At 71.6% G+C, this 19,981-nt stretch carries 17 protein-coding genes and 1 pseudogene; 8 read left to right on the top strand and 10 right to left on the bottom strand.

All coding sequences use genetic code 11. The features are described 5' to 3' along the window. Positions 1-86: 86 nt before the first annotated feature. On the bottom strand, positions 87-893 hold the full coding sequence (locus AB0N07_RS32075) for a creatininase family protein (protein ID WP_365841055.1): 807 nt from the start codon (positions 891-893) through the stop codon (positions 87-89). A gap of 38 nt (positions 894-931) precedes the next feature. Here AB0N07_RS32075 and ribA point away from each other — a divergent pair, with 38 nt between their 5' ends. After that, positions 932-1,591: a GTP cyclohydrolase II gene (ribA, locus tag AB0N07_RS32070; RefSeq protein WP_365841053.1), complete on the top strand. Its 660-nt coding sequence runs from the start codon at positions 932-934 to the stop codon at positions 1,589-1,591. Positions 1,592-1,661: 70 nt separating this feature from the next. Here the strand turns inward: ribA and AB0N07_RS32065 are convergent, their stop codons facing one another. From AB0N07_RS32065 to AB0N07_RS32055, 3 genes and pseudogenes are all read right to left on the bottom strand, one after another. Next, the gene (locus tag AB0N07_RS32065; protein WP_365841051.1) at positions 1,662-2,891 is read right to left on the bottom strand and encodes a serine hydrolase domain-containing protein; all 1,230 of its coding nucleotides are present in this window, start codon (positions 2,889-2,891) and stop codon (positions 1,662-1,664) included. Between the two features lie 147 nt (positions 2,892-3,038). After that, positions 3,039-4,416, bottom strand: a pseudogene (locus AB0N07_RS32060) (MFS transporter). Then, positions 4,413-4,988: a TetR/AcrR family transcriptional regulator gene (locus AB0N07_RS32055; RefSeq protein ID WP_365841049.1), complete on the bottom strand. Its 576-nt coding sequence runs from the start codon at positions 4,986-4,988 to the stop codon at positions 4,413-4,415. Before AB0N07_RS32055 ends, AB0N07_RS32060 begins: the two are co-directional and overlap by 4 nt. 87 nt (positions 4,989-5,075) lie before the next feature. On the opposite strand from AB0N07_RS32055, the gene AB0N07_RS32050 reads away from it, so the two are divergent. Beyond that, positions 5,076-5,513: a PPOX class F420-dependent oxidoreductase gene (locus tag AB0N07_RS32050; RefSeq protein WP_365841047.1), complete on the top strand. Its 438-nt coding sequence runs from the start codon at positions 5,076-5,078 to the stop codon at positions 5,511-5,513. A gap of 133 nt (positions 5,514-5,646) precedes the next feature. Continuing rightward, the gene (locus AB0N07_RS32045; RefSeq protein ID WP_365841045.1) at positions 5,647-7,737 is read left to right on the top strand and encodes a tetratricopeptide repeat protein; all 2,091 of its coding nucleotides are present in this window, start codon (positions 5,647-5,649) and stop codon (positions 7,735-7,737) included. Between the two features lie 82 nt (positions 7,738-7,819). Here the strand turns inward: AB0N07_RS32045 and AB0N07_RS32040 are convergent, their stop codons facing one another. Then, positions 7,820-9,118, bottom strand: a complete 1,299-nt coding sequence (locus tag AB0N07_RS32040; protein WP_365841043.1) for a hypothetical protein — start codon at positions 9,116-9,118, stop codon at positions 7,820-7,822. A 702-nt stretch (positions 9,119-9,820) separates the two neighbouring features. Here AB0N07_RS32040 and AB0N07_RS32035 point away from each other — a divergent pair. Genes AB0N07_RS32035 through AB0N07_RS32025 form a run of 3 tightly spaced genes read left to right on the top strand, consistent with a single transcriptional unit; the run spans position 9,821 to position 11,112 of the window. Beyond that, positions 9,821-10,231: a VOC family protein gene (locus tag AB0N07_RS32035; RefSeq protein ID WP_365841041.1), complete on the top strand. Its 411-nt coding sequence runs from the start codon at positions 9,821-9,823 to the stop codon at positions 10,229-10,231. 51 nt (positions 10,232-10,282) lie between these two features. Next, positions 10,283-10,717, top strand: a complete 435-nt coding sequence (locus AB0N07_RS32030; protein WP_365841039.1) for a VOC family protein — start codon at positions 10,283-10,285, stop codon at positions 10,715-10,717. A 53-nt stretch (positions 10,718-10,770) separates the two neighbouring features. Further along, positions 10,771-11,112: a VOC family protein gene (locus AB0N07_RS32025; protein WP_365841037.1), complete on the top strand. Its 342-nt coding sequence runs from the start codon at positions 10,771-10,773 to the stop codon at positions 11,110-11,112. A gap of 513 nt (positions 11,113-11,625) precedes the next feature. On the opposite strand, the gene AB0N07_RS32020 is transcribed toward AB0N07_RS32025, so the two are convergent. Both AB0N07_RS32020 and AB0N07_RS32015 read right to left on the bottom strand, forming a co-directional pair. After that, positions 11,626-12,966, bottom strand: a complete 1,341-nt coding sequence (locus tag AB0N07_RS32020; protein WP_365841035.1) for an MFS transporter — start codon at positions 12,964-12,966, stop codon at positions 11,626-11,628. A gap of 220 nt (positions 12,967-13,186) precedes the next feature. Beyond that, the gene (locus AB0N07_RS32015) at positions 13,187-13,852 is read right to left on the bottom strand and encodes a TetR/AcrR family transcriptional regulator (RefSeq protein ID WP_365841033.1); all 666 of its coding nucleotides are present in this window, start codon (positions 13,850-13,852) and stop codon (positions 13,187-13,189) included. A gap of 141 nt (positions 13,853-13,993) precedes the next feature. Here AB0N07_RS32015 and AB0N07_RS32010 point away from each other — a divergent pair, with 141 nt between their 5' ends. Together AB0N07_RS32010 and AB0N07_RS32005 are read left to right on the top strand one after the other, a co-directional pair. After that, positions 13,994-14,875: a shikimate dehydrogenase gene (locus tag AB0N07_RS32010; RefSeq protein ID WP_365841031.1), complete on the top strand. Its 882-nt coding sequence runs from the start codon at positions 13,994-13,996 to the stop codon at positions 14,873-14,875. 113 nt (positions 14,876-14,988) lie between these two features. After that, on the top strand, positions 14,989-16,788 hold the full coding sequence (locus tag AB0N07_RS32005; protein ID WP_365841029.1) for a TIM barrel protein: 1,800 nt from the start codon (positions 14,989-14,991) through the stop codon (positions 16,786-16,788). Here AB0N07_RS32005 and AB0N07_RS32000 read toward each other — a convergent pair. The 3 genes from AB0N07_RS32000 to gnd form a co-directional block, all read right to left on the bottom strand. Then, positions 16,775-18,241 (bottom strand): membrane-associated oxidoreductase, encoded by a 1,467-nt coding sequence (locus tag AB0N07_RS32000; protein WP_365841027.1) that lies wholly within the window; start codon positions 18,239-18,241, stop codon positions 16,775-16,777. The two genes, AB0N07_RS32005 and AB0N07_RS32000, sit on opposite strands and share 14 nt — an antisense overlap. Positions 18,242-18,506: 265 nt before the next feature. After that, positions 18,507-19,094, bottom strand: coding sequence for a histidine phosphatase family protein (locus AB0N07_RS31995; protein WP_365841025.1), 588 nt, complete (start codon positions 19,092-19,094; stop codon positions 18,507-18,509). Between the two features lie 7 nt (positions 19,095-19,101). Continuing rightward, entirely contained in the window at positions 19,102-19,980 is an 879-nt protein-coding gene (gnd, locus tag AB0N07_RS31990; RefSeq protein ID WP_365841023.1) for a phosphogluconate dehydrogenase (NAD(+)-dependent, decarboxylating), read from the bottom strand. Between the last annotated feature and the right edge of the window lies 1 nt (position 19,981).

Here is a 19,981-nt window from a genome sequence, read left to right as displayed (position 1 = left end):
GTCCTCGTCGCCCGCTGGTACACGGGCCTGCGGGCAGGCTCCGGAACGGCCGCGGAGCCGGCCCCGGAACCCGCACGCGAAGCCGACTATCCGCGTGCGCTGCCGGCTTCCCCCGTATCTCCGGTTTCCGTGCCGGAATCGTCCGCCGAGGTGAGGAGTGAGAAATACGCTCCGAAGGAGTCCGCCAGGGCGGCGAGCAGTTCCTTCCCCTTTTCCGCGGAACCGAGCGAAGGGCGTCCGATGACGCCCGAATCGGTATAGCCGGACATACCGAGGGTGAGCAGATGACGCCGGTCGTCCGCGACGAAATCGGAGGTCTCATAACCGGGGCGGAGCAATTCCGGGTGAGCGTGCAGAAGGATGGAGGTCTCGATTTCTCCCGCGTGCATGTCGGTCAGCAGCGAGGTGGTCACCCCCGCCCGCTGCCGCGCCGCTTCCCAGTCCTCGGCGGCAGGGAACAGTGCCATGCGCTCGCCGCGGGCGGAGGATTCCTGAACGACGTTGCCCAGTACGTAGTTTCCGCCGTGCCCGTTGACCACCACCAGGACGTCGACGCCGGAGCGGCGCAGCGACTGTGCGATGTCACTCACCACCGCGTGAAGGGTCACGGAGGAGATGCTGACGGTCCCCGGCCAGGCCGCATGCTCGTGCGAGCAGGAGATCGTCACCGGCGGAAGGAGGTGCACCGGGTACGCCGCCGCGATCTCCCGGGCCACGGCACAGGCGACGAGCGTGTCGGTCGCCAGCGGAAGGAACGGACCGTGCTGCTCGAAGCTCCCGACCGGAAGGACTGCGACCTGCGTTGAGACACCCGCCGCCCTGGTCCGTACCTCTTCCGTAGTGTCCGCCGGCACCACCCCGTATGCCGCCGTACGCGCGCCCGAAACACTCATTTCTTCACGGCCTTTCGTCTCTGCTTAGGAATCAGATCATGACAGATAAAATCGGCGTCCTCGGCAAGAAGTCCCCACAGCGCACGGGCGTGGAACGGATTGTGAATGCCCCCCTGCCCACGGTGTACGGGCAATTCCGGGCGGTGGGTTACATGGATCACGATCGCGGCGACGAGCAAGTGGCCCTCGTCCATGGTGACATCGGCACGGACGGTGTTCTCACCCGGCTGCATTCCGAGTGCCTGACCGGTGACGCGTTCGGCTCCCAGCACTGCGAGTGCGGCGACCAGCTGGCCTCCGCGCTGAAGGCCGTCGTCGCCGAAGGCAGCGGCATAGTCGTCTACTTGAGGGGCCACGAGGGCCGCGGCATCGGTCTGCTCGCCAAGCTGCGGGCGATGGCGCTGCAGGCGGAGGGCCTGGACACCGTCGAGGCGAACCTCGCGCTGGGGCTGCCGGTGGACGCCCGCGACTACGGCGTCGCCGCGAAGATCCTCCAGGACCTGGGCGTGAACTCGGTTCGCCTGATGTCCAACAACCCGCGCAAGCAGGAGGCGTTGGTGCGGCACGGCATCCAGGTGGCGGAGACCGTCCCGCTGCTGATCCCGCCGTGCGAGAGCAACATCACCTATCTGCGCACCAAGCGGGAGCGGCTCGACCACGTCCTGCCGCATCTGGACGCGGTGGCCCACCTGTCCTGAGCAGGATCGTGCACCACCTCGCCGACACCGGCGGTCGGCGAGGTGATCCGGTCGCGGTCCCGGGGACCGGTCAGTCCGCGACCGCCTCGTGGACCAGCCTCTTGAGGTCCGGGAAGAGCCTGAGTGACGACTTCGGCCGGACCTGCGTCATGAACTGCACGGTCAGATCACGGCCGGGGTCCACCCAGAACGTCGTCGTCGCCACCCCGCTCCAGCCGAACGTGCCCAGGCCCGAGGGCGCCTGGGTCCGTTCGGGGTCGATGACGACGGAGACGCCGAGGCCGAAGCCGACGCCGTCGTTGCCGGGCTCGTCGTGGGCCGGGCGGCTGCCGAAGGCGCGCAGGTCGGCGCCGCCGGGCAGCTGGTTGCTGGTCATCAGGTCCACCGTCCCGGGGGCCAGCAGGCGGATCCCCTCGAGCTCGCCGCGGCGGCGCAGCAGCTCCATGAAGCGGTGCACGTCATAGGCGGAGGCCACCATGCCGCCGCTGCCGGACAGGAAGCGGGGCCGCCCGCGCAGCGGCAGCCCGGCGATCGGCTCGATGCCGCCGGCGCCGGTCTCGCCGTACAACTCGGAGAGCCTCGGGGCCTGTTCCTCCGTGACGCAGAAGCCGGCGTCGGTCATGCCGAGCGGGCCGAGGACGCGCTCGGCGACGAACACGTCGAGCGGTTGTCCGGACACGACCTCGATCACCCTGCCGAGCACATTGGTGGCGACCGAGTAGTTCCACTCGGTGCCCGGCTCGAACTGCAGCGGCAGGCGCGCGTACGCGTCGACGGTCCCGGACAGGTCCGAGCCGGGCAGTACGGCCGAATCGAGGCCCGCCTCGCGGTAGAGGGCGTCGACGGGGTGCTGGTGGTAGAAGGCGAAGGTCAGGCCCGCGGTGTGGGTCAGCAGATGCCGGATCAGCGGAGGTCGGGCTGCCGGGCGGGTCCGGAGGTCGGATCCGGATCCGCTCTCGTAGACTTGCGGGTCGGCGAAGGCCGGGAGATGGCGGGCGACCGGGTCGTCGAGCGACAGACGGCCCTCCTCCACCAGTATCAGCGCGGCGACCGAGGTGACCGGCTTGGTCATGGAGTAGATCCGCCACAGGGTGTCGGCCTCGACGGGCAGCCCCGCCGCTATGTCGCGCAGGCCGTGGGTGGTGAGGTGGGCGACGCGTCCGCCGCGGGCCACGGCCACCAGGTAGCCGGGCAGGCGGCCCTCGTCGACGTAGTGGGCGAAGTGCTGGTCGAGGCGGTCCAGCGCCTTGGCGTCCAGCCCGGCCTCACCCGGGTCGACCTCTTGTCGCAGCTGTGCCATTCGCTCTCCTCCGGGCGCGCTGTGCGCTCCTCTGAGTGCCGCGACAGACCGTCTGTCGTCTGCGGCACCATCGTGGCTGGTCGCGCAGTTCCCCGCGCCCCTATAGAGGCGCGCGGCCGCAGCGGACTTCGCCTGTTCTGCCTGGTCTCATCGTCGCTCAGGAATGGCGGCGATGGCTCCCTGTTGACCATGATTGATCGTTTCGGTGGAAGGTTCCGGCAGTGCGCGGCCCGCCGCCGCCCCGGCCACGGCCACCGCGGCGAGGACGACCAGCGGCAGCCCGTGTCCGTGGCCGAGCCCCATCAGCGTCGTCGCTGTCGCCACGCCCAGGGCCGGCCCGACGTTCATCGCGGTCTGCTGCAACCCGCCCGCCACCCCGGCCGATCCGACGGCGGCCTCGCGTACGACGACATGGGTGGCTGCCACCATCACCGTGCCGAACCCGACCCCCACCAGCGCGAACCCGGTGCAGAGGCCGACCGTGCCGGGGGCCCGGCACAGCACCAGGATCCCGGCGGCCGGAACGGCCATCGCCGCCACGCTCGTACGGCGGGCCCCGGCGCGGCGCAGCAGCACCGCGCACCCCGGCGCCGCGACGATCGTCAGCGCCGCGAGCGGCAGGCTGAGCAGGGCCATGTGCACCGGGTCGAGACCGAGCGTGTCCTGGAGCAGGAAGGTGGCGACGAACAGTGTGCCGTTCAGGGCGGCCGACGCGGCGACCAGCATGCCGAGCGCGCAGCCGACGGCCGTCGAGCCCACGACGTCCGGCGGCACGAGTGGGCTCGTGGCCCGCCGCTCGTGCCGTACGAACACGGCACCTGCGACCACGGCCACCACCAGGCCGAGCGGGCCCGTCGACGTCCATCCGCCGTCCGGCAGCGCGACCAGGGTGTGGACCAGGCAGGCCAGGGTCACCGCGAGCAGGAGCGCGCCGGGCACGTCCAGGCGTGCGGAGGAGGACTGCCCAGGGCGCGGGTCGCGCAGCGTGAGCGCGAGCAGGCCGAGGACGAGTGCCGGTACGACGTCGAGGAAGAACACCGCCCGCCGGCCCGGCCCTGCCACCAGCGCCCCGCCCAGTACGGGCCCCGCCGCGGCCGCGAGCCCGATCGCGCCGGTCCGCACGGCGATCGGCATCCGCAGCCGGTCGGGCGGGAAAGCGGCCCGCAGCATCCCCAGCGTGGCAGGCTGCAGCAACGCCCCGAACACACCTTGCAGGACCCGCAGAGCGATCACCCAGCCGATACCGGGCGCCAGACCGATGCCCGCCGACGTCGCCCCGAAACCCGGCATCCCCACGGCGAAGAGCCGTTGATGCCCGTACCGGTCGCCGAGCCGTCCGGGAGAACACCAACAGGCCCGCCACCGAGATGAGATAGCCGGTGCTGGTCCACTGAACCTGCGCGAAGGATGCCCCCAGGTCGCGTTGCAGGGTGGGCTGCACGACGGTGAGGACCGTGCCGTCCAGGGCGACGATCACCGCCCCGACCACACTGCACGCCGGCGTCAGCGCGCGGTGCCCGCTCATGCGCCGTCCCCCAGATGGGCGTCGAGGGCCGAACGCAGCATAGGCACGAAGTCGTCGGCGTCCGTGGCGAGTCGGAGGCTGCCCCAGCCCCACAGCTGGGCGATGCCGTGCAGGTTCGCCCACAGCGCGCCCGCGACGACCCGGGCGTCCGCGTCGGGCCGGACCCGCCCGACCAGCTCCACCAGACGCGCGAACAGCGGCAGGCCGGTGTCCCGCAGTGCCAAGTGCCCGCTCGCCAGCAGCTCGTGACGGAACATCAACTCGTACATGCCGCGGCTGTCGACGGCGAACTCCAGGTAGACCCGCGCCAGGGCCGTCAGCTGCTCGCGCGGGGCCGCTGTGCCGTCGCCGGTCGCCGCCGTCGCCCGCTCGATCAGCTCGGCGAAGCCGCGGCGGGCGATGGCGGACAGCAGCTCCAGGTGGGTGGGGAAGTAGCGGCGGGGCGCGCCGTGCGAGACGCCCGCCCGACGCGCGATCTCCCGCAGGGTCAGCGCCTGCGCGCCCTCGCCGGTGACCAGTTCCACTCCGACGTCGACCAGCCGGTCCCGCAGTCCACCCTCCGATGCATCCACAGACGCTGTCTACCAGTCGCTCGTAGACAGTGTCTACTCGGAAGGGGGACGGGAATGCGTGGATCGGTCCCGCGGGTTGATCCGGGTATGACTCACGACACACTGCTCGAGCTGCTCTCCGACGACCGCAGCGGCGTACTGGTCACCCTCAAGCGCGACGGCCGGCCCCAGCTGTCTAACGTCAGCCATCACTACTACCCGGACGAGGGCATCATCCGGATCTCCGTCACCGACGACCGGGCCAAGACCCGCAATCTGCGTCGGGACGCGCGGGCGTCGTACCACGTGTCCGCCCCGGACCGCCGCGCCTACACGGTCGTCGAGGGAACCGCCGAGCTCACACCCGTCGCCAAGGACCCGCACGACGACACGGTGGAGGAGCTGATCCGGCTGTACCGCGACGTCCTGGGTGAACACCCGGACTGGGACGACTACCGGGCCGCGATGGTCCGCGACCGACGTCTGGTGGTGCGGCTGAAGGTGGAGCGGGCGTACGGCATTCCGAAGGGGGCCAACCAGGGCTGAAAGCCATGAGCCGATCCGGCGGGTCCGGAGAACCGCGTCCCGTGATGCCCTGTCATGTTCCGTCACTGCGGCTAGGGTTGATCACCGAGGGCGGCGAGTGGAACGGCGGAGAGCGGAAGACGGGGAGCGCGGCATGGTGGATCCGGTTTCGCTGGGCGCCATCGGCGCGGTGCTCGGAGCCGTCGGGTCGGGCATGGCGAACGAGGCCGGCAAGTGGGCGTGGGAGTCGGCCGGCGGTCTGGTCCGCCGCATCGCCGGGGGTGAGGTGACGGCTCCCACCACCCCCGGCCAACTGGACGACGTGGCCCGCCTGGTGCACGAGCGTGTCCAGCGGGATCCTCAACTGGCGCAGGCATGGGCGCAGTTCGCCGCCGGTGTACGGGCTCCCGGCACCGGATCGGGACCGCACCGCCCCTGCCTGCCCACCGCCCCGCACTTCTTCACGGACCGCCAAAAGGCCCTGAAGGCGCTGGACAAGGAGGCCACGCGCGCGTTCGCCGGACGCCCACGGCTGGTGCTCCTCCACGGCCCCGAAGGCATCGGCACCAGCACCCTCGCCATCCACTGGGGCTGGCGGCAGACCGCCCGCTTCCCCGACGGCCAGCTCTACGCCGACCTGCGCGCCCGCGCGCCCGAAGCGGTTCTCGGCAGTCTGCTGCGCGGACTCGGCGTGCCCGACGAGGAGGTGCCCCCGGCAGCCGCCGACCGCGCTGAACTCCTCAGGCGCTGTCTGGCCGACCGGCGGCTGCTGCTCGTGCTCGACCACGCCCGGTCCGCCGCCCAGCTCCGGCCGCTGCTGACCTCGGCGCCCGGGGTCTTCACGATCGTCGTCGCCCGGCAGCCGCTCACCGGTCTGGACGCCCTGCGCATCCCGGTCGGCCCGCTGGCCAGGCGGGACGCCGTACGGCTGCTCACCGACCTCGTCGGCAAACCGGCGATCAGCGCTGCCCGTGCCGCGCTGCCCGCGGTCCTCGACCGCTGCGCCGGCTCACCCTACGCCCTGCGTGCCGCGGCACCGCGCCTGGCCGCGCCCACGGAGCCACCCGCCGGGCCCGATGGCGACCCCGTCCGCGCCGCCGCCGAGGACTCGTACCGTCTGCTCACACCCGTCGCGGCCCGTCTCTACCGGCTCGCCGCCCTGCGCGACTGGCCCGCGCTCGACCCCGCCGCGGCCGCCCGCGCCGCGGACCTCGACGAGGGCGAAGCCGCCCGCCACCTGGAGGAACTCGCCGAGGCCCTCCTCCTGGAACGCACCGACTCCGGCCGCTACCGCTACCGCCCCGCCGTCCGCGCCCACGCCGAGCACACGGCGGCCGCCCTGGACGGAATCGCGGCCTGCTCGGCCGCCGTCAGCCGCGTCGTCGCCGGCTACCGGGACCTGGCCGTCGGCGCGGCACGGGCCGCACTGCCCGAGAGCTGGCGGGTGCCCGCCGCCGAGTCACCGGTGTCCTTCCCGGACCGGGGCACGGCCGTCGCCGCCCTGGCTGCCGAGGCGCCCGGTCTCGTCGAGGCGGTGCACGCGGCGGAGGACTTCCGGGACTGGGCCACGGTCGTGCTGCTCTGCCAGGCCCTGTGGCCGCTCCAGCTCAAGGCCGGCCACCACGACGTCCTGCTGCCCGCACTGCGCGCCGGGGCACGCACCGCCGACGAGCACTTCCCCGGCACGCGCACGGCCGGCGCCCTGCACGCCCAACTCGCCCACACTCTCACGGAGTTGCGACGCTGGGACGAGGCCGAACCCGAAGCGCTCGCCGCCGCCCGGGACGAGCAGACGGCCGGCCATGTGCGCGGTCACGCCTCCGCGGTCGAGTTCCTCGGACTCCTGCGACTGCGGCAGTGGCGGTTCGAGGAGGCGTACGCCTGCTTCGAGGAGGCGTACGGCATCCTCGACGGCATCGGCCCCGACGACGAGGGCGCCGCCGACCTCCCACGCGCCCGCGCGCTTCTGGAACGCCACCGGGGACGTGCCCTGCGCGGCCTCGGCCGCCGCGAGGAGGCGGTACAGCGCCTGGAACGCGCCCTGCGCTTCTTCCGCGACACCACGGAGGCCTACAACACGGCCCGCACCCTCACGGACCTCGCCGAAACCCACCTGGCCGGCGACGACGCGGACCGCGCACGTCCCCTGATCGACGAGGCGCTCGCGGCCCTCGCCCGGGAGAACGCCGAGTACCAGGTGGCATGGCTGCGAGTACTGCGGGAGCGGTGCGTCATGGCGGACTGAGCCGCTGGGGGTGAGCTGCCGTCCCGGGATGGTCAGACCCTGTCCGGCCGGCGGTTCGGCTGCTTGCCTGCTGCAAGGCGCGTTACGTCGGAGTGAGGCGCACGGGGTGGGCTGCCGTTCCGATTCGGACGGTCAGCCCTTGTCCCATCGGCTCCTCCGGCGGCTTGTCTGCTGCGAGCCACGCGTGCAGGGCGGAGGCGTACGCCGCCGGATCGGCGTCCGCGCCCGGAGCGGCGTCCAGGCGTACCGACGTACCCGTACGGGTGCGGACGACGCATGAGCGGGGGCCGGTGACGTAGGCGGCCAGCGCGCAGTGCGGATGGCGGGTGAGGGCCTCCGCCGTCCAGTGGGCGGGGGAGACGAAGCGCGGGTCGTTCTCGTTGCCGTACCGGAACACCACGTCCGCCAGCGCGAGTTGGTCCGTCTCGCGGGTGTCCTCGTGGACCGCCGTGTGGGCCTCGCCCTCCCCGTCCGCCGGTGGATGCGGGCCCGCGTACCGGGTGACCAGGACCTCGCCGGAGCCGAGCAGCCGGGTGCGGACCAGCAGCGGGACGGTGGGTGTCGCCGGTTCGTACGGCGGGAGAGGGAGTGGTTCCAGGCGGGCGGGTGCGTCAGGTTCGGGGATGCCGATGCGGTCGTAGAAGAGCCGTCGCAGGCGGGCGGCGGACTCGCCTGGTGCCGAGCTGACCGACTCGGCGGGTTCGGGGTGTGGTCGGTGGTGGTCGATGAGTGCGTCCAGTTGTGGGCGCAGGGGGTGTGCGGGGTCGAGGCGGGGTGCGGTGCTGACGAATGCGTGGACCGGGGCCTCGGGGTCCAGGCCGGCGAGGGGTGCGGCGCCGAGGAGGACCGGTGTGCCGAGGGCGGCGGCGTAGTAGGTGACCGAACCGTGGTCGCCGATCACTGCGTCGGCGGCGAGCAGCGCCTGGCGCCAGCCCTCCAGGGGGTCGATCAGGGCCAGGCCGGCGCGGCGGGCGCGGTCGAGCCAGGCGCGGATCTGGCCGGGGCCGTGGCCGTGCCAGACGTTGGGGTGCAGCACCGCCGCGAGACGGTACTCGTCGGCCGGGAGCTCCGACGTCAGACGGGGCAGGAGAGAAGGGAGTACGTCATCGCCGCCGCCGTCGCCGAAGAGCGAGTCGGGGTTCCAGGTGGAGTTGAGGACGATCAGGCGCTGTCCCCGGCCCACCCCGAGAGCGCGGCGGAAGCGGTCGCGGTACGGGCGGGCCGCCAGCAGTCGGTCCCAGCAGGGATCCCCGGCGAGCACGGCCGTGGGCGCGGCCTCGGGGCAGACGGTGCGCAGCCGCTCGTACTGTTCCGGGTGGGAGAGGACGAGCGCGTCCGCGAGCGGCTTGCCGTTCTCGTCGAGGAGCCACTCCGGCGACATTCCGAAGACCGGATCCGACTCGTTCTGACCGCTGCCCGGTGTCGGGTGTCGCCAGTTTTTTAGTGTATCCGACACCGTGTGACAGCACGGCCAATACACCGGAAAGTGACCGGAGTTGACCGCCGAAGCTCGCCGACACAGCCAACGCGACCGGCGTCTCGACCGCCTGCTCCCACGGCAGTACGGGCACCCCGGTCCCGTCCAGCAGTTCAGCGACGCCCGCCCGAAACGCCGACGAGCCCGGGCAGGTGGCCAGCAGCTGCACCCTGAAGTCGTCGTGGAACAGTGGCAGGACGTCCAGCAGACGGGTTGCCGCGGTCACGTTGTGGACGACGAGGAGCACCTTGTGGCTGCGCCCGCGGGTGGCCCACCGTGCGGCGTCGTCGCCGACCGGCACCCGTATCCACCCGTCCCCCGCCACGTCCTCGTCCGCCTCTCGCCACCCGCTCATGTGATCGGGCAACGATAGTCAACGTCGGTCCGCGCACCCCGGCCGCCCCTGAATCCGGCCGGAGCGCGCGGAGGTCCCTCATGATTACCGCAGTGCGCGCAATGCCTCAACAGCGCCTTTCGCCCAGAGGGTTCGGGAAGGCGGCGGGTGGAGACCTAGGTCCCGGGGTGCAGGGCGGACGACCGATGGTTCGCGGATCACGGACTGCCTAGGGTGCGGGGAAGGATGCCGCAGCTCAGGAAGAGGTCACGATGCCGGTCGACGGCCGCAGTCACATCCGTATCGCCCGCCCGTCCCGGGACCTTGCGGCCGCCGAGCGGTTCTGGGCGCAGGGACTCGGGTTGAGTGTGGTCTGGCGGGCGGAGGGTGGTTCCGAACCCGGCGAGCACGACCTGCTGATGCTCGGCTGGCCGGACGCCGGATGGCATCTGGAGCTCGTCCATGAACCGGCGCGGCCCGTCGAGCCCCGGCCCACCGAGGAGGACCTCCTCGTCGTCTACGTCGACGGTCCGGTCCCGGACGACCTGGTGGCCCGGCTGGAGGAGCACGGCGGCAAGCGGGTGCCGTCGCCCAATCCGTACTGGAACCGGTGGGGCGTCACCGTCGAGGACCCGGACGGCTACCGGCTGGTGCTGTGCGAGCGGGGCTGGTCGAACGCCTGATCAGACGCCGGCCGCGGCCCTGTTGTCAGTGGTGCGCAGTACGGTCCTTGCATGGCAGCCACCTTCGATCTCACGCTTGACTGCGCGGACGCGAAGCTCCTCGCCGAGTTCTGGAAGACGGCGCTCGGCTATGTCGACGAGCCGCCGCCCGCACCCTTCACCACGCGTGAGGAGTGGCTTGCGCAGTTCGACCTGCCGGACGACGACTCGGCGGACGACGGCGTCTGGATCTGCGATCCCGACGGCGTGGGCCCCCGGCTGTCCATCCTGAAGGTCCCCGAGCCCAAGACGGCGAAGAACCGCCTCCACATGGACGTCCGGGTACCGGGAGGCGGTGGTCCCGGTGAGCGGTGGGGCCGCATCCGGGCCGAGTCCGAGCGCCTGGTGAAGGCGGGCGGGAGCGTCCTGGAGGAGTTCGGCGAACACCACATCGTCATGGCCGATCCGGAGGGCAACGAGTTCTGCGTGGCCGCCTTCTCCGGATGACCGACCGCGCGCCGCCCTTGCCGCGCCCCGGGCCGGGGACTTAGCCTCCGCGCGTGATCAATGGTGCACATGTGGTGATCTACACCCGCGACGCCGAGGCGGACCGCGCCTTCTTCCGGGACGTCCTCGGCTGGGCGCACGTCGACGCCGGGCACGGCTGGCTCATCTTCAAGGCGCCGCCCGCCGAGGTCGCCTTCCACCCGGCCGAGGGCGAGCCGTCGCACGAACTGATGCTGATGTGCGACGACATCGACGCCACGACCGTCGAACTCACCGAGAAGGGCGTGGAGTTCACCCGGCCCTTGCAGGAGGCGCGCTGGGGCCGCCTGACCGGCTTCCGGCTGCCGGGCGGCGGCGAGGTCGGCCTCTACGAGCCTCGGCACCCGCGGGCGTAGGAACCGGACGCCTCACCGGCCGGGCCTCCGGCGGCTCTGGGAGGTCCGCCGGGCTGTGCGGGGGTTGAGGCGATGAGGGCAGCCTCACGGCCGCGGTGCGATGCACGCGGGCGGGTGGCTTGAGGGCGTGGCCGGGACGATGGCCTCCGGCGCCGTGGCCCGGCGCGTACGAGATCTGCGGCCGGCGGCGGCAGGCCCTGACCGGGACGGGAGGCCGACGCGGTGGCGCCCGCGCAGGCCCGGCAGGGGGAATCCGCCCCAGTGGGTGGCCGAGGCGGCCGGTTGAGTGTGGGGCGTGCATGCCGGAACCCCCGGGCGCCGGAGCCGCAGTGTGGTGTCGTGTCCGGGGCCCGGGGGTGTGGGCGCAGCCGTCAGGCGGTGACCGTCTCCGGCTGTGGTGCCGCAGGCGTGGCGATCGCTGCCGGCCGGTTGAGTGTGGGGCGCGCATGCCGGAACCCCCGGGCGCCGGCGCTGCAGTGTGGTGTCCGGGGCCCGGGGGTGTGGGCGCAGCCGTCAGGCGGTGACCGTCTCCGGCTGTGACGCTCCCCGGGCGGCCCGCTCGCCCAGGAGTTCCGTCGGGATCTTGTGGGTCTCGCGGGCCGAGAGGCCGGTGATGACCGGCGGGACGCAGAGGGCCGCGGTGAACAGGGCGACCGAGGACCAGTCGTTGCCGTCGGGGCCCGCGATCTGCGCGGCGAACGTGACCGCGAAGCCGGCCACGGCGAAGCCGATCTGGGTGCCGATCGCCATGCCCGACAGGCGCACTCGGGTGGAGAACATCTCGCCGTAGAAGGAGGGCCAGACGCCGTTCGCGGCGCTGTAGACGATGCCGAAGGCCACGATGCCCAGGACGAGGGTCAGCGGGTAGTTGCCCGTCGAGATCGCCCACAGGTAGCCGAACATGGCGAGCGCGCTGCCCGCCGCGCCGATCAGGAACACGGGACGGCGGCCGATGCGGTCCGACAGGGAGGCCCACAGGGGGATCGCGGCGAGAGCCACCAGGTTGGCGAGCGCGCCCACCCACAGCATGGAGGAGCGGGACATGCCGACAGAGTCGCTGGTGGCGTAGGCGAGGGCCCAGACCGTGAAGATCGTCGAGACCGAGGCGATGACCGCGCCCCCGATCACCCGCAGCACGTCGGCCCAGTGCTCACGCATCAGCACGGCAAGCGGCAGCTTGACGACCCCCGCGGTGGCCGCCTGCTTGGCGAAGGCCGGCGTCTCCTCGAGCTTGCGGCGGATGACGTAGCCGACGGCGGCGACTGCGACGCTCGCCCAGAACGGAACCCGCCAGCCCCACGACAGCAGCTGGTCCTCGGGGAGCGCGGCCACCGGGATGAAGACCAGGGTGGCGATGAGCTGGCCGCCCTGTGTGCCGCTGAGGGTGAAGCTGGTGAAGAAGCCGCGCCTGTGCGGTGGCGCGTGTTCCAGGGTCATCGAGTTCGCGCTGGCCTGCTCGCCCGCCGCCGAGATGCCCTGCAGCACACGGCAGGCGACCAGCAGGACCGGCGCGAGCGTGCCGACCTGGGCGCGGGTGGGCAGACAGCCGATGAGGAAGGTCGACAGACCCATCAGGATCAGCGTGAAGACCATGATCTTCTTACGGCCGGCACGGTCACCGAAGTGGCCGAGGAAGAGCGCGCCGATCGGCCGTGCCGCGTACGCGACGCCGAACGTGGCCAGCGACAGCAGGGTCGCGGTGGCCGGGTCGGACTCGTCGAAGAAGACCTTCGGGAAGATCAGCGCGGCCGCGCTGCCGTAGATGAAGAAGTCGTAGTACTCCAGGGCGCTGCCGATCCAGGCGGCGGTGGCCGCCTTTTTCGGCTGCCCGACGGCTTCGGCGGGGACGGACACGGCTTGCTCCTTCGAGGGAACTCCAACGTAAGCGGAGTGAGCGGCGGGAGAGAAGTGCCGGATCCCTGGGGTGACGGGACGGCCGTGCCGGGTGCGACCCGACTAATGAACCCACTGGATAGTTAGTAGTGGATGGCTACGGATGTTGCGCCCACGTTTCCCGGGTGTCAAGGGGTGGTGCCGAAGGATCTTGCGGCCGTCGTGCGCGTGATCCGCGTGATCAGTCCGTCGCGCGGTCCGCCGTCAGATAGGCGATCACCATGTCGCCCAGCATCGTGCGGTAGTGCTCGCGCTGGGCCGGGTCGACCAGGTCGCGGCCGAAGAGGGCGCCGAACGTGTGCCGGTTGGAGACCCGGAAGAAGCAGAACGAACTGATCATCGCGTGCAGGTCGACCGCGTCGACATCGGCCGTGAACAGGCCCGACTCCTGCCCGGCGGCAAGGATGCGGCGGATCACGTCGAGCGCGGGGGAGCCGATCCTGCCCAGCTTCTCGGAGGCGGCGATGTGCTCGGCGCCGTGGATGTTCTCGATGCTGACCAGGCGGATGAAGTCCGGGTGCTGCTCGTGGTGGTCGAAGGTCAGCTCGGCCAGCCGCCGGATGGCCGCGACCGGGTCCAGGTGCTCGACGTCCAGCTTCTGCTCGGCGTCGCGGATCACGCCGTACGCCCGCTCCAGGACGGCCGTGAACAGCTGTTCCTTGCCGCCGAAGTAGTAGTAGATCATCCGCTTCGTGGTGCGGGTGCGGGCGGCGATCTCGTCCACTCGGGCGCCGTCGTAACCCGCTCGCGCGAACTCCTGTGTCGCCACGTCGAGGATCTCGGCCTGGGTGCGGGCGGCGTCGCGGATCCGCCCGTTGGGTCGTGCCGGTTCGTCGACGCTGGTCATCGGGTTCCTTCGGGAGTGCGGCCAGTGCCGCAGATTCTAGAAGGCGGGCCGGGTGGCGCCGGCGAGGTCTTCCCAGGGGGCCGCCGGGCTGATATAGCTAACGAACTAGTTCGTACATTAACGCTCGGCTCAGGAGGCCCCGTGGCCAAGGACTCGTATCTCGTCGGACTGATCGGCTCCGGAATCGGCCCGTCGCTCAGCCCGGCGCTGCACGAGCGGGAGGCGGACCGGCAGGGCCTGCGCTGTCTCTACCGGCTCATCGACATCGACACCCTCGGCGTGCCGCCGGAGGCGGTCGGCGGCCTGGTGCGGGCCGCCCGGGACCTCGGCTTCGACGGACTCAACATCACGCACCCGTGCAAGCAGCTGGTGATCGAGCACCTCGACGGACTCGCTCCGCAGGCCGAGGCGTTGGGGGCGGTCAACACCGTCGTCTTCGAGGACGGGCGCGCGATCGGCCACAACACGGACGTCACCGGGTTCGCGGCCTCGTTCGCACGGGGACTGCCGGACGCTTCGCTGGAGCGGGTGGTGCAGCTGGGGGCCGGCGGTGCGGGGGCGGCCGTTGGGCACGCCATCCTCACGCTGGGCGCCGAGCGGGTCACCGTTGTCGATGCGTTGGGTGATCGGGCCGCGGATCTTGCCGATGGTCTGAACCGGCACTTCGGTGCCGGCCGGGCGGCCGCCGGTACTCCTGATCAGCTCGGTCGGCTGCTCGGCTCGGCCGACGGGGTTGTGCATGCCACGCCTACCGGGATGGCGGCCCATCCGGGGTTGCCCTTCGCTGCTGAGCTGCTTCATCCGGGGCTGTGGGTTGCCGAGGTGGTTTATCGGCCCCTGGAGACGCAGTTGCTGCGGGCCGCTCGGGCGGTGGGCTGCGCCACCTTGGATGGGGGTGGGATGGCTGTGTTCCAGGCTGCGGATGCGTTCCGGTTGTTCACGGGGCGGGAGCCCGACAGTGGGCGGATGCTTGCCGACTTCTCGGAGATTGCTGTGGAGAGCTCGGTTGGCGGGGCCGTGTGACGCGTGCGGGTTGTCTGTGGCTGGTCGCGCCCACGCGGCGGTAGCCGCACATCGAACACAGCCCCGCGCCCCTGAAGGGGCGCTGCAGTGACGCAAGTTGAAAGGGCACCGTCATGCGCACATGCATTGCCACCGTCTCGCTCAGCGGATCTCTGACCGAGAAGCTCACCGCCGCCTCCCGGGGCGGGTTCGGCGGGGTCGAGATCTTCGAGAACGACCTGCTTGCGAGTCCCCTCAGTCCCGAGGAGATCCGGGCCCGTTGTGTCGATCTCGGGCTCGGCATCGACCTCTACCAGCCCATGCGGGACATCGAAGCCGTCCCGGAGGACGAGTTCGCGCGCAATCTGCGTCGGGCTCGGCACAAGTTCGGGGTCATGCGGCGGCTGGGGGCCGATACGGTCCTCGTCTGTTCCAGTGTGAGTCCGCTGGCCGTGGACGACGATGCCCTCGCCGCCGAGCAGCTCAGCCGACTCGCCGATCTGGCCCAGGACTTCGGGATCCGTGTCGCCTACGAGGCGCTTGCCTGGGGGCGGCACGTCAGTACGTACGACCATGCCTGGCATGTCGTCGAGACGGCGGACCATCCCGCGCTCGGTACCTGTCTCGACAGCTTTCACATTCTCTCCCGCGGGTCCGATCCCAAGGGCATCGAGGGCATCCCGGGCGAGAAGATCTTCTTTCTGCAGCTCGCGGATGCTCCGCTGCTCGCGATGGACGTCCTGCAGTGGAGTCGCCACTATCGCTGCTTCCCGGGGCAGGGCGGCTTCGACGTCGCCGGGCTCGTGCGGCATGTGCTGCGCACCGGGTACGCCGGGCCGCTCTCCCTGGAGGTCTTCAACGACGTCTTCCGGCAGGCCGAGGCCGGGCCGACGGCCGTGGACGCACACCGGTCGCTGCTGGTGCTCCAGGAGGCGGTGGGGCTGGCCGAGCTGCCCGCCCCTGTGGTCCCCACGGGGGTCGCCTTTGCCGAGCTGGTCACTCCCGACGCCGAGCCGGTCAGCGAGGTGCTGGGGGCCCTCGGTTTCGCCCGGACCGCGCGGCACCGCAGCAAGCCGGTCGATCTGTGGCAGGCGGGGGAGGCCCGGGTGCTCGTCAACACCGGGCCGGCCGCCCGGCGCGACGGCACCGGGCTCGCCGCGATCGGTCTGGAGTCCCCGGACCCGGCGGGCGCCGCCCGGCGTGCCGAGGCGCTGCTGGCGCCCGTGCTGCCGCGCCGTCGGGCGAGCGAGGACGCCCCGCTGGATGCGGTGGCGGCCCCGGACGGCACGGAGTTGTTCTTCTGCGCGACCGGTCGGCCCGAACTGCCCGATTGGCGCGGTGACTTCGAGGACGTCGAGCACGTAGGCCCGGCGGCCCCGGACATGCGGCGCATCGACCATCTCGCTCTCGTCCAGCCCTGGCACCACTTCGACGAGGCCACCCTCTTCCACCGCAGCGTGCTCGGCCTGTCGGCCCAGGAGAGCGTGGACGTCGCCGACCCGTACGGTCTGTTGCGCAGTCGTGCCGTGACCGCCGCCGACGGCAGCGTCCGCATCGCCCTGTCCGTCGGTGCCGCGCCCGCCGACGACACGGTCCGTGCCCAGCACATCGCGCTGGCGACGGACGACGTGGTGGCCGCGGCGCGCCGCTTCCGCAAGGCGGGCGGGCTGCTGCTGGCGATGCCGGCGAACTACTACGACGACCTTGCGGCCCGGTTCGAGTTCGCCGAGGGGGAGTTGGAGACGTATCGCGAGCTCGGGATCCTCTATGACCGGGATCGGTGCGGGGAGTTCCGGCACTGCTACACGCGGACCGTGGGTCGGGTCTTCTTCGAGCTCGTCCAGCGTGACGGCGGATACCAGGGGTACGGCGCCCAGAACGCGCCCGTGCGGCTGGCCGCGCAGCATGCCGCGCGGCGGCTCACTGGCGGCTGACGGTTCTGGTCACGCCGGTGACGACCGTCGTGGCCAGGATCCAGCCGGTGATGATCAGGGCGTAGGCGAGGTACTGGTACCAGCCGTCCGGCGCGAACGCCTCCTCCTGGCCGAAGGAGATCACCGGCAGCAGCAGGTCGAGGGTGTAGAAGACCGGGTTGAAGTGCGGGGCCTCCGACGCCTTGAGCGCGTGGGGGTGGTGCAGCGCGTAGGCGGTCGAGCCGATGGCGAGGAGCGACAGCAGCCATACGGCTGCGCGCAGCGGGCGGAAGCCGTAGCCGACGGTGGCGTCCTGGACGTAGCCCCAGAGGCGGCCGTACCAGGCACGGGTGGAGCGCAGGCGGCGCTGCTTGGCGAGCTGGACCAGGCGGGCGGCGTGGTCGTCGCCGACACGGCGGTAGGCGGTGGCCAACTGCTCGTAGGCGTGTGGGACATAGCCCTCGGCATCGCGTTCCAGCATGGGGAGGCGGCGCTCGGCGGGTTCGTGGGGGGTGAGAGTGGTGTAGACGAGGTTGCTGAGATAGACCTCGGCGGGCACCACCTCCGGTTCCAGGAACAGGACGTCCACCTGGGCGCGGCGCAGATTGAGCCGTCCGTCCAGGGGCGGGCCCTTGCGCAGCCAGAGCTCGCCGATGGTGCAGCTGCTCGCCCGCAGGGCCGAGTCGTCGGGGTTCGACAGGCGGGAGTACGACAGGTCGAAGCGACCCGCGATGCGTGCGCCCCGCAGGCCGACCCAGCCTGTCGCCTCCACGCGCCGCATCAGGAGGTCCCCTTCCACGACGAGGGTCTGGGCGTCGAGGACGGCGTTGCCGGGGTGGTGGAGCCGGGCGTCGTTGAGGTCGACGGATCCGGCGACGGCGGCGCCGTCGAGTCGTATCTCGCCGTGGGTGCGCAGCCCGGGGGCGCACAGGTCGTCCTCGATGGTGACGTGGCTGAGCTTCAGGACCGGCTCGGACCCCGGCGCCGCGGCGAACTCGGCCCGTTCGAGGAACAGCACCCCGGAGATGTGCGACCCGCCCAGGTGCACCACTCCGGTGAACCGGCACCGGGTCAGCCGGACGCTGCCGTCCACGCGGGCCCGCGCGATCATCAGGCCGGGCAGCACGGAGTCACGCAGGTTGAGGTAGGGGAGGTGGGCGCCGGAGAGGTCCGGGGCGTCGGCGAAGTGACAGTGGCTCAGATGGACGATGCTGTCGACCGTCGCGTGCCTCAGGTCAAGGATGCCGGTGATCCGGGCGCCTTGGACCTTCAGCGCGGCCACTTCCCCCGGCACCCGGGGGCCGTTGAGGAGCAGAGCCCGCAACACTGTTGCCCTGACGCTCCGTTCAGGCCCCCACCGCGCACCCTCCGCCGTGTCCTCGTCGTCGCCTCCCTCCCGGAAGTCGACCGTCGCCCCCGTCGAGAACGCCCGCCACACCTGCTGCTCGGCCGGCGTCAGATCGTTGATCTCCACAGAGCGGGACTCTAATCCCAGAGCTCCGCTTGCCGCCGGTGGGTGACGGTCACTCCGTTCACGAAGCAGCGCTCGTAGTACTCCCGTTCCAGGTGATGGGTCTGCGGCCGGATGCCCGGGGGTGTTGAACGGGTACGGAGACGTGCTTCAGCCGCTCCGCGGGGGGTGCCGATGTGCTGCTCCGTCTTTCGGCTGCGGTGCCGTCGGGGCTGGTCGCGCCCGCATGGCGGAGCCGCACATCGATACAGCCCCCCGCCCCGGAGTGTCAGGGCCGGGTGTTCCACTCGGCGATCACCGGGCGGTCGTGTTCGGTCGACAGGCGGCTGACGGTGCCCGTTGCCAGTTGGAACAGGCGGCCGTCCGCGGGCGGCAGGCCCAGGCGGCGGGCCGTCAGGACGCGTAGGAAATGGGCGTGAGCCACGAGGATCACGTCACCGTCGGGGAGGGCCGCGTCCACGCGGGACAGTACGCGGTCGGCGCGCTGCCCGGTCTGGGCGGGGGACTCGCCGGGGTGTCCCTCGGGGCCGGGCGGCACGCCGTCGGTCCACAGGTACCAGTCGGGGCGGGTGCGGTGGATCTCGACGGTGGTGATGCCCTCGTAGCCGCCGTAGTCCCACTCGTGCAGGTCGGGTTCGACCACCGTGCCGGTGATGCCCGCGAGTTCGGCGGTGCGTATCGCGCGGCCGAGCGGGCTGGTGAGTGCAAGTGCGTAGGTCCGCTGCGAGAGGAGTGGAGCGAGCGACTTGGCCTGCTCCTCACCGTGCTGGGTGAGGGGCAGGTCGGTCCAGCTGGTGTGCCGTCCCGACACGCTCCACTCCGTCTCGCCGTGGCGGACCAGGAGAAGGTCCCCCACGACTGCGCTACTCCTTCGACTCGACGGCGTGTCCGCCGAACTGGTTGCGCAGGGCCGCGATCATCTTCATCTGCGGGGAGTCGTCCTGGCGGGAGGCGAACCGCGCGAAAAGGGAAGCCGTGATGGCGGGCAGCGGCACCGCGTTGTCGATGGCCGCCTCGACCGTCCAGCGGCCCTCACCGGAGTCCTGCGCGAAGCCCTTCAGCTTGTCCAGGTGCTCGTCCTCGTCGAGGGCGTTGACCGCGAGGTCGAGCAGCCAGGAACGGATGACCGTGCCGTCCTGCCAGGAGCGGAACACATCCCGGACGCTGTCCACCGACTCGATCTTCTCCAGCAGCTCCCAGCCCTCGGCGTAGGCCTGCATCATGGCGTACTCGATGCCGTTGTGGACCATCTTGGAGAAGTGCCCGGCGCCGACCTTGCCCGCGTGGACATAGCCGTACGGGCCCTCCGGCTTGAGCGCCTCGAAGATCGGCTGGAGCCGCTCGACGTGCTCCTTGTCGCCGCCGACCATCAGCGCGTAGCCGTTCTGCAGGCCCCACACACCGCCGGAGACGCCCGCGTCGACGAAGCCGATGCCCTTGGTTCCGAGCTCCCCGGCGTGCTTCTCGTCGTCCGTCCAGCGGGAGTTGCCGCCGTCGACGACCGTGTCGCCGGGGGAGAGGAGGCCGCCGAGCTCGTCGACGACGGACTGGGTGGGGGCGCCCGCCGGGACCATCACCCACACCACGCGCGGCGCTTCGAGCTTGTCGACCAGTTCGGCGAGGCTCGCCGCGTCGGAGAGGTCGGGGTTGCGGTCGTAGCCGATGACGGTGTGGCCGGCGCGGCGGATCCGCTCGCGCATGTTGCCGCCCATCTTGCCGAGCCCGATGAGTCCGATCTGCATG

Source organism: Streptomyces sp. NPDC051172 (genome assembly GCF_040682555.1).
Taxonomy (GTDB): domain Bacteria; phylum Actinomycetota; class Actinomycetes; order Streptomycetales; family Streptomycetaceae; genus Streptomyces.
The sequence above is the reverse complement of the archived record's forward strand: the minus strand, read 5'-3'. Positions and strand labels throughout refer to the sequence as shown.

Excerpts from the sequence above, each read along its gene's own strand:
- AB0N07_RS32075 (WP_365841055.1), bottom strand. The coding sequence starts at position 893 with ATGAGTGTTTCGGGCGCGCGTACGGCGGCATACGGGGTGGTGCCGGCG.
- ribA (WP_365841053.1), top strand. The coding sequence starts at position 932 with ATGACAGATAAAATCGGCGTCCTCGGCAAGAAGTCCCCACAGCGCACG.
- AB0N07_RS32065 (WP_365841051.1), bottom strand. The coding sequence starts at position 2,891 with ATGGCACAGCTGCGACAAGAGGTCGACCCGGGTGAGGCCGGGCTGGAC.
- AB0N07_RS32050 (WP_365841047.1), top strand. The coding sequence starts at position 5,076 with ATGACTCACGACACACTGCTCGAGCTGCTCTCCGACGACCGCAGCGGC.
- AB0N07_RS32045 (WP_365841045.1), top strand. The coding sequence starts at position 5,647 with ATGGTGGATCCGGTTTCGCTGGGCGCCATCGGCGCGGTGCTCGGAGCC.
- AB0N07_RS32040 (WP_365841043.1), bottom strand. The coding sequence starts at position 9,118 with ATGTCGCCGGAGTGGCTCCTCGACGAGAACGGCAAGCCGCTCGCGGAC.
- AB0N07_RS32035 (WP_365841041.1), top strand. The coding sequence starts at position 9,821 with ATGCCGGTCGACGGCCGCAGTCACATCCGTATCGCCCGCCCGTCCCGG.
- AB0N07_RS32030 (WP_365841039.1), top strand. The coding sequence starts at position 10,283 with ATGGCAGCCACCTTCGATCTCACGCTTGACTGCGCGGACGCGAAGCTC.
- AB0N07_RS32015 (WP_365841033.1), bottom strand. The coding sequence starts at position 13,852 with ATGACCAGCGTCGACGAACCGGCACGACCCAACGGGCGGATCCGCGAC.
- AB0N07_RS32005 (WP_365841029.1), top strand. The coding sequence starts at position 14,989 with ATGCGCACATGCATTGCCACCGTCTCGCTCAGCGGATCTCTGACCGAG.
- gnd (WP_365841023.1), bottom strand. The coding sequence starts at position 19,980 with ATGCAGATCGGACTCATCGGGCTCGGCAAGATGGGCGGCAACATGCGC.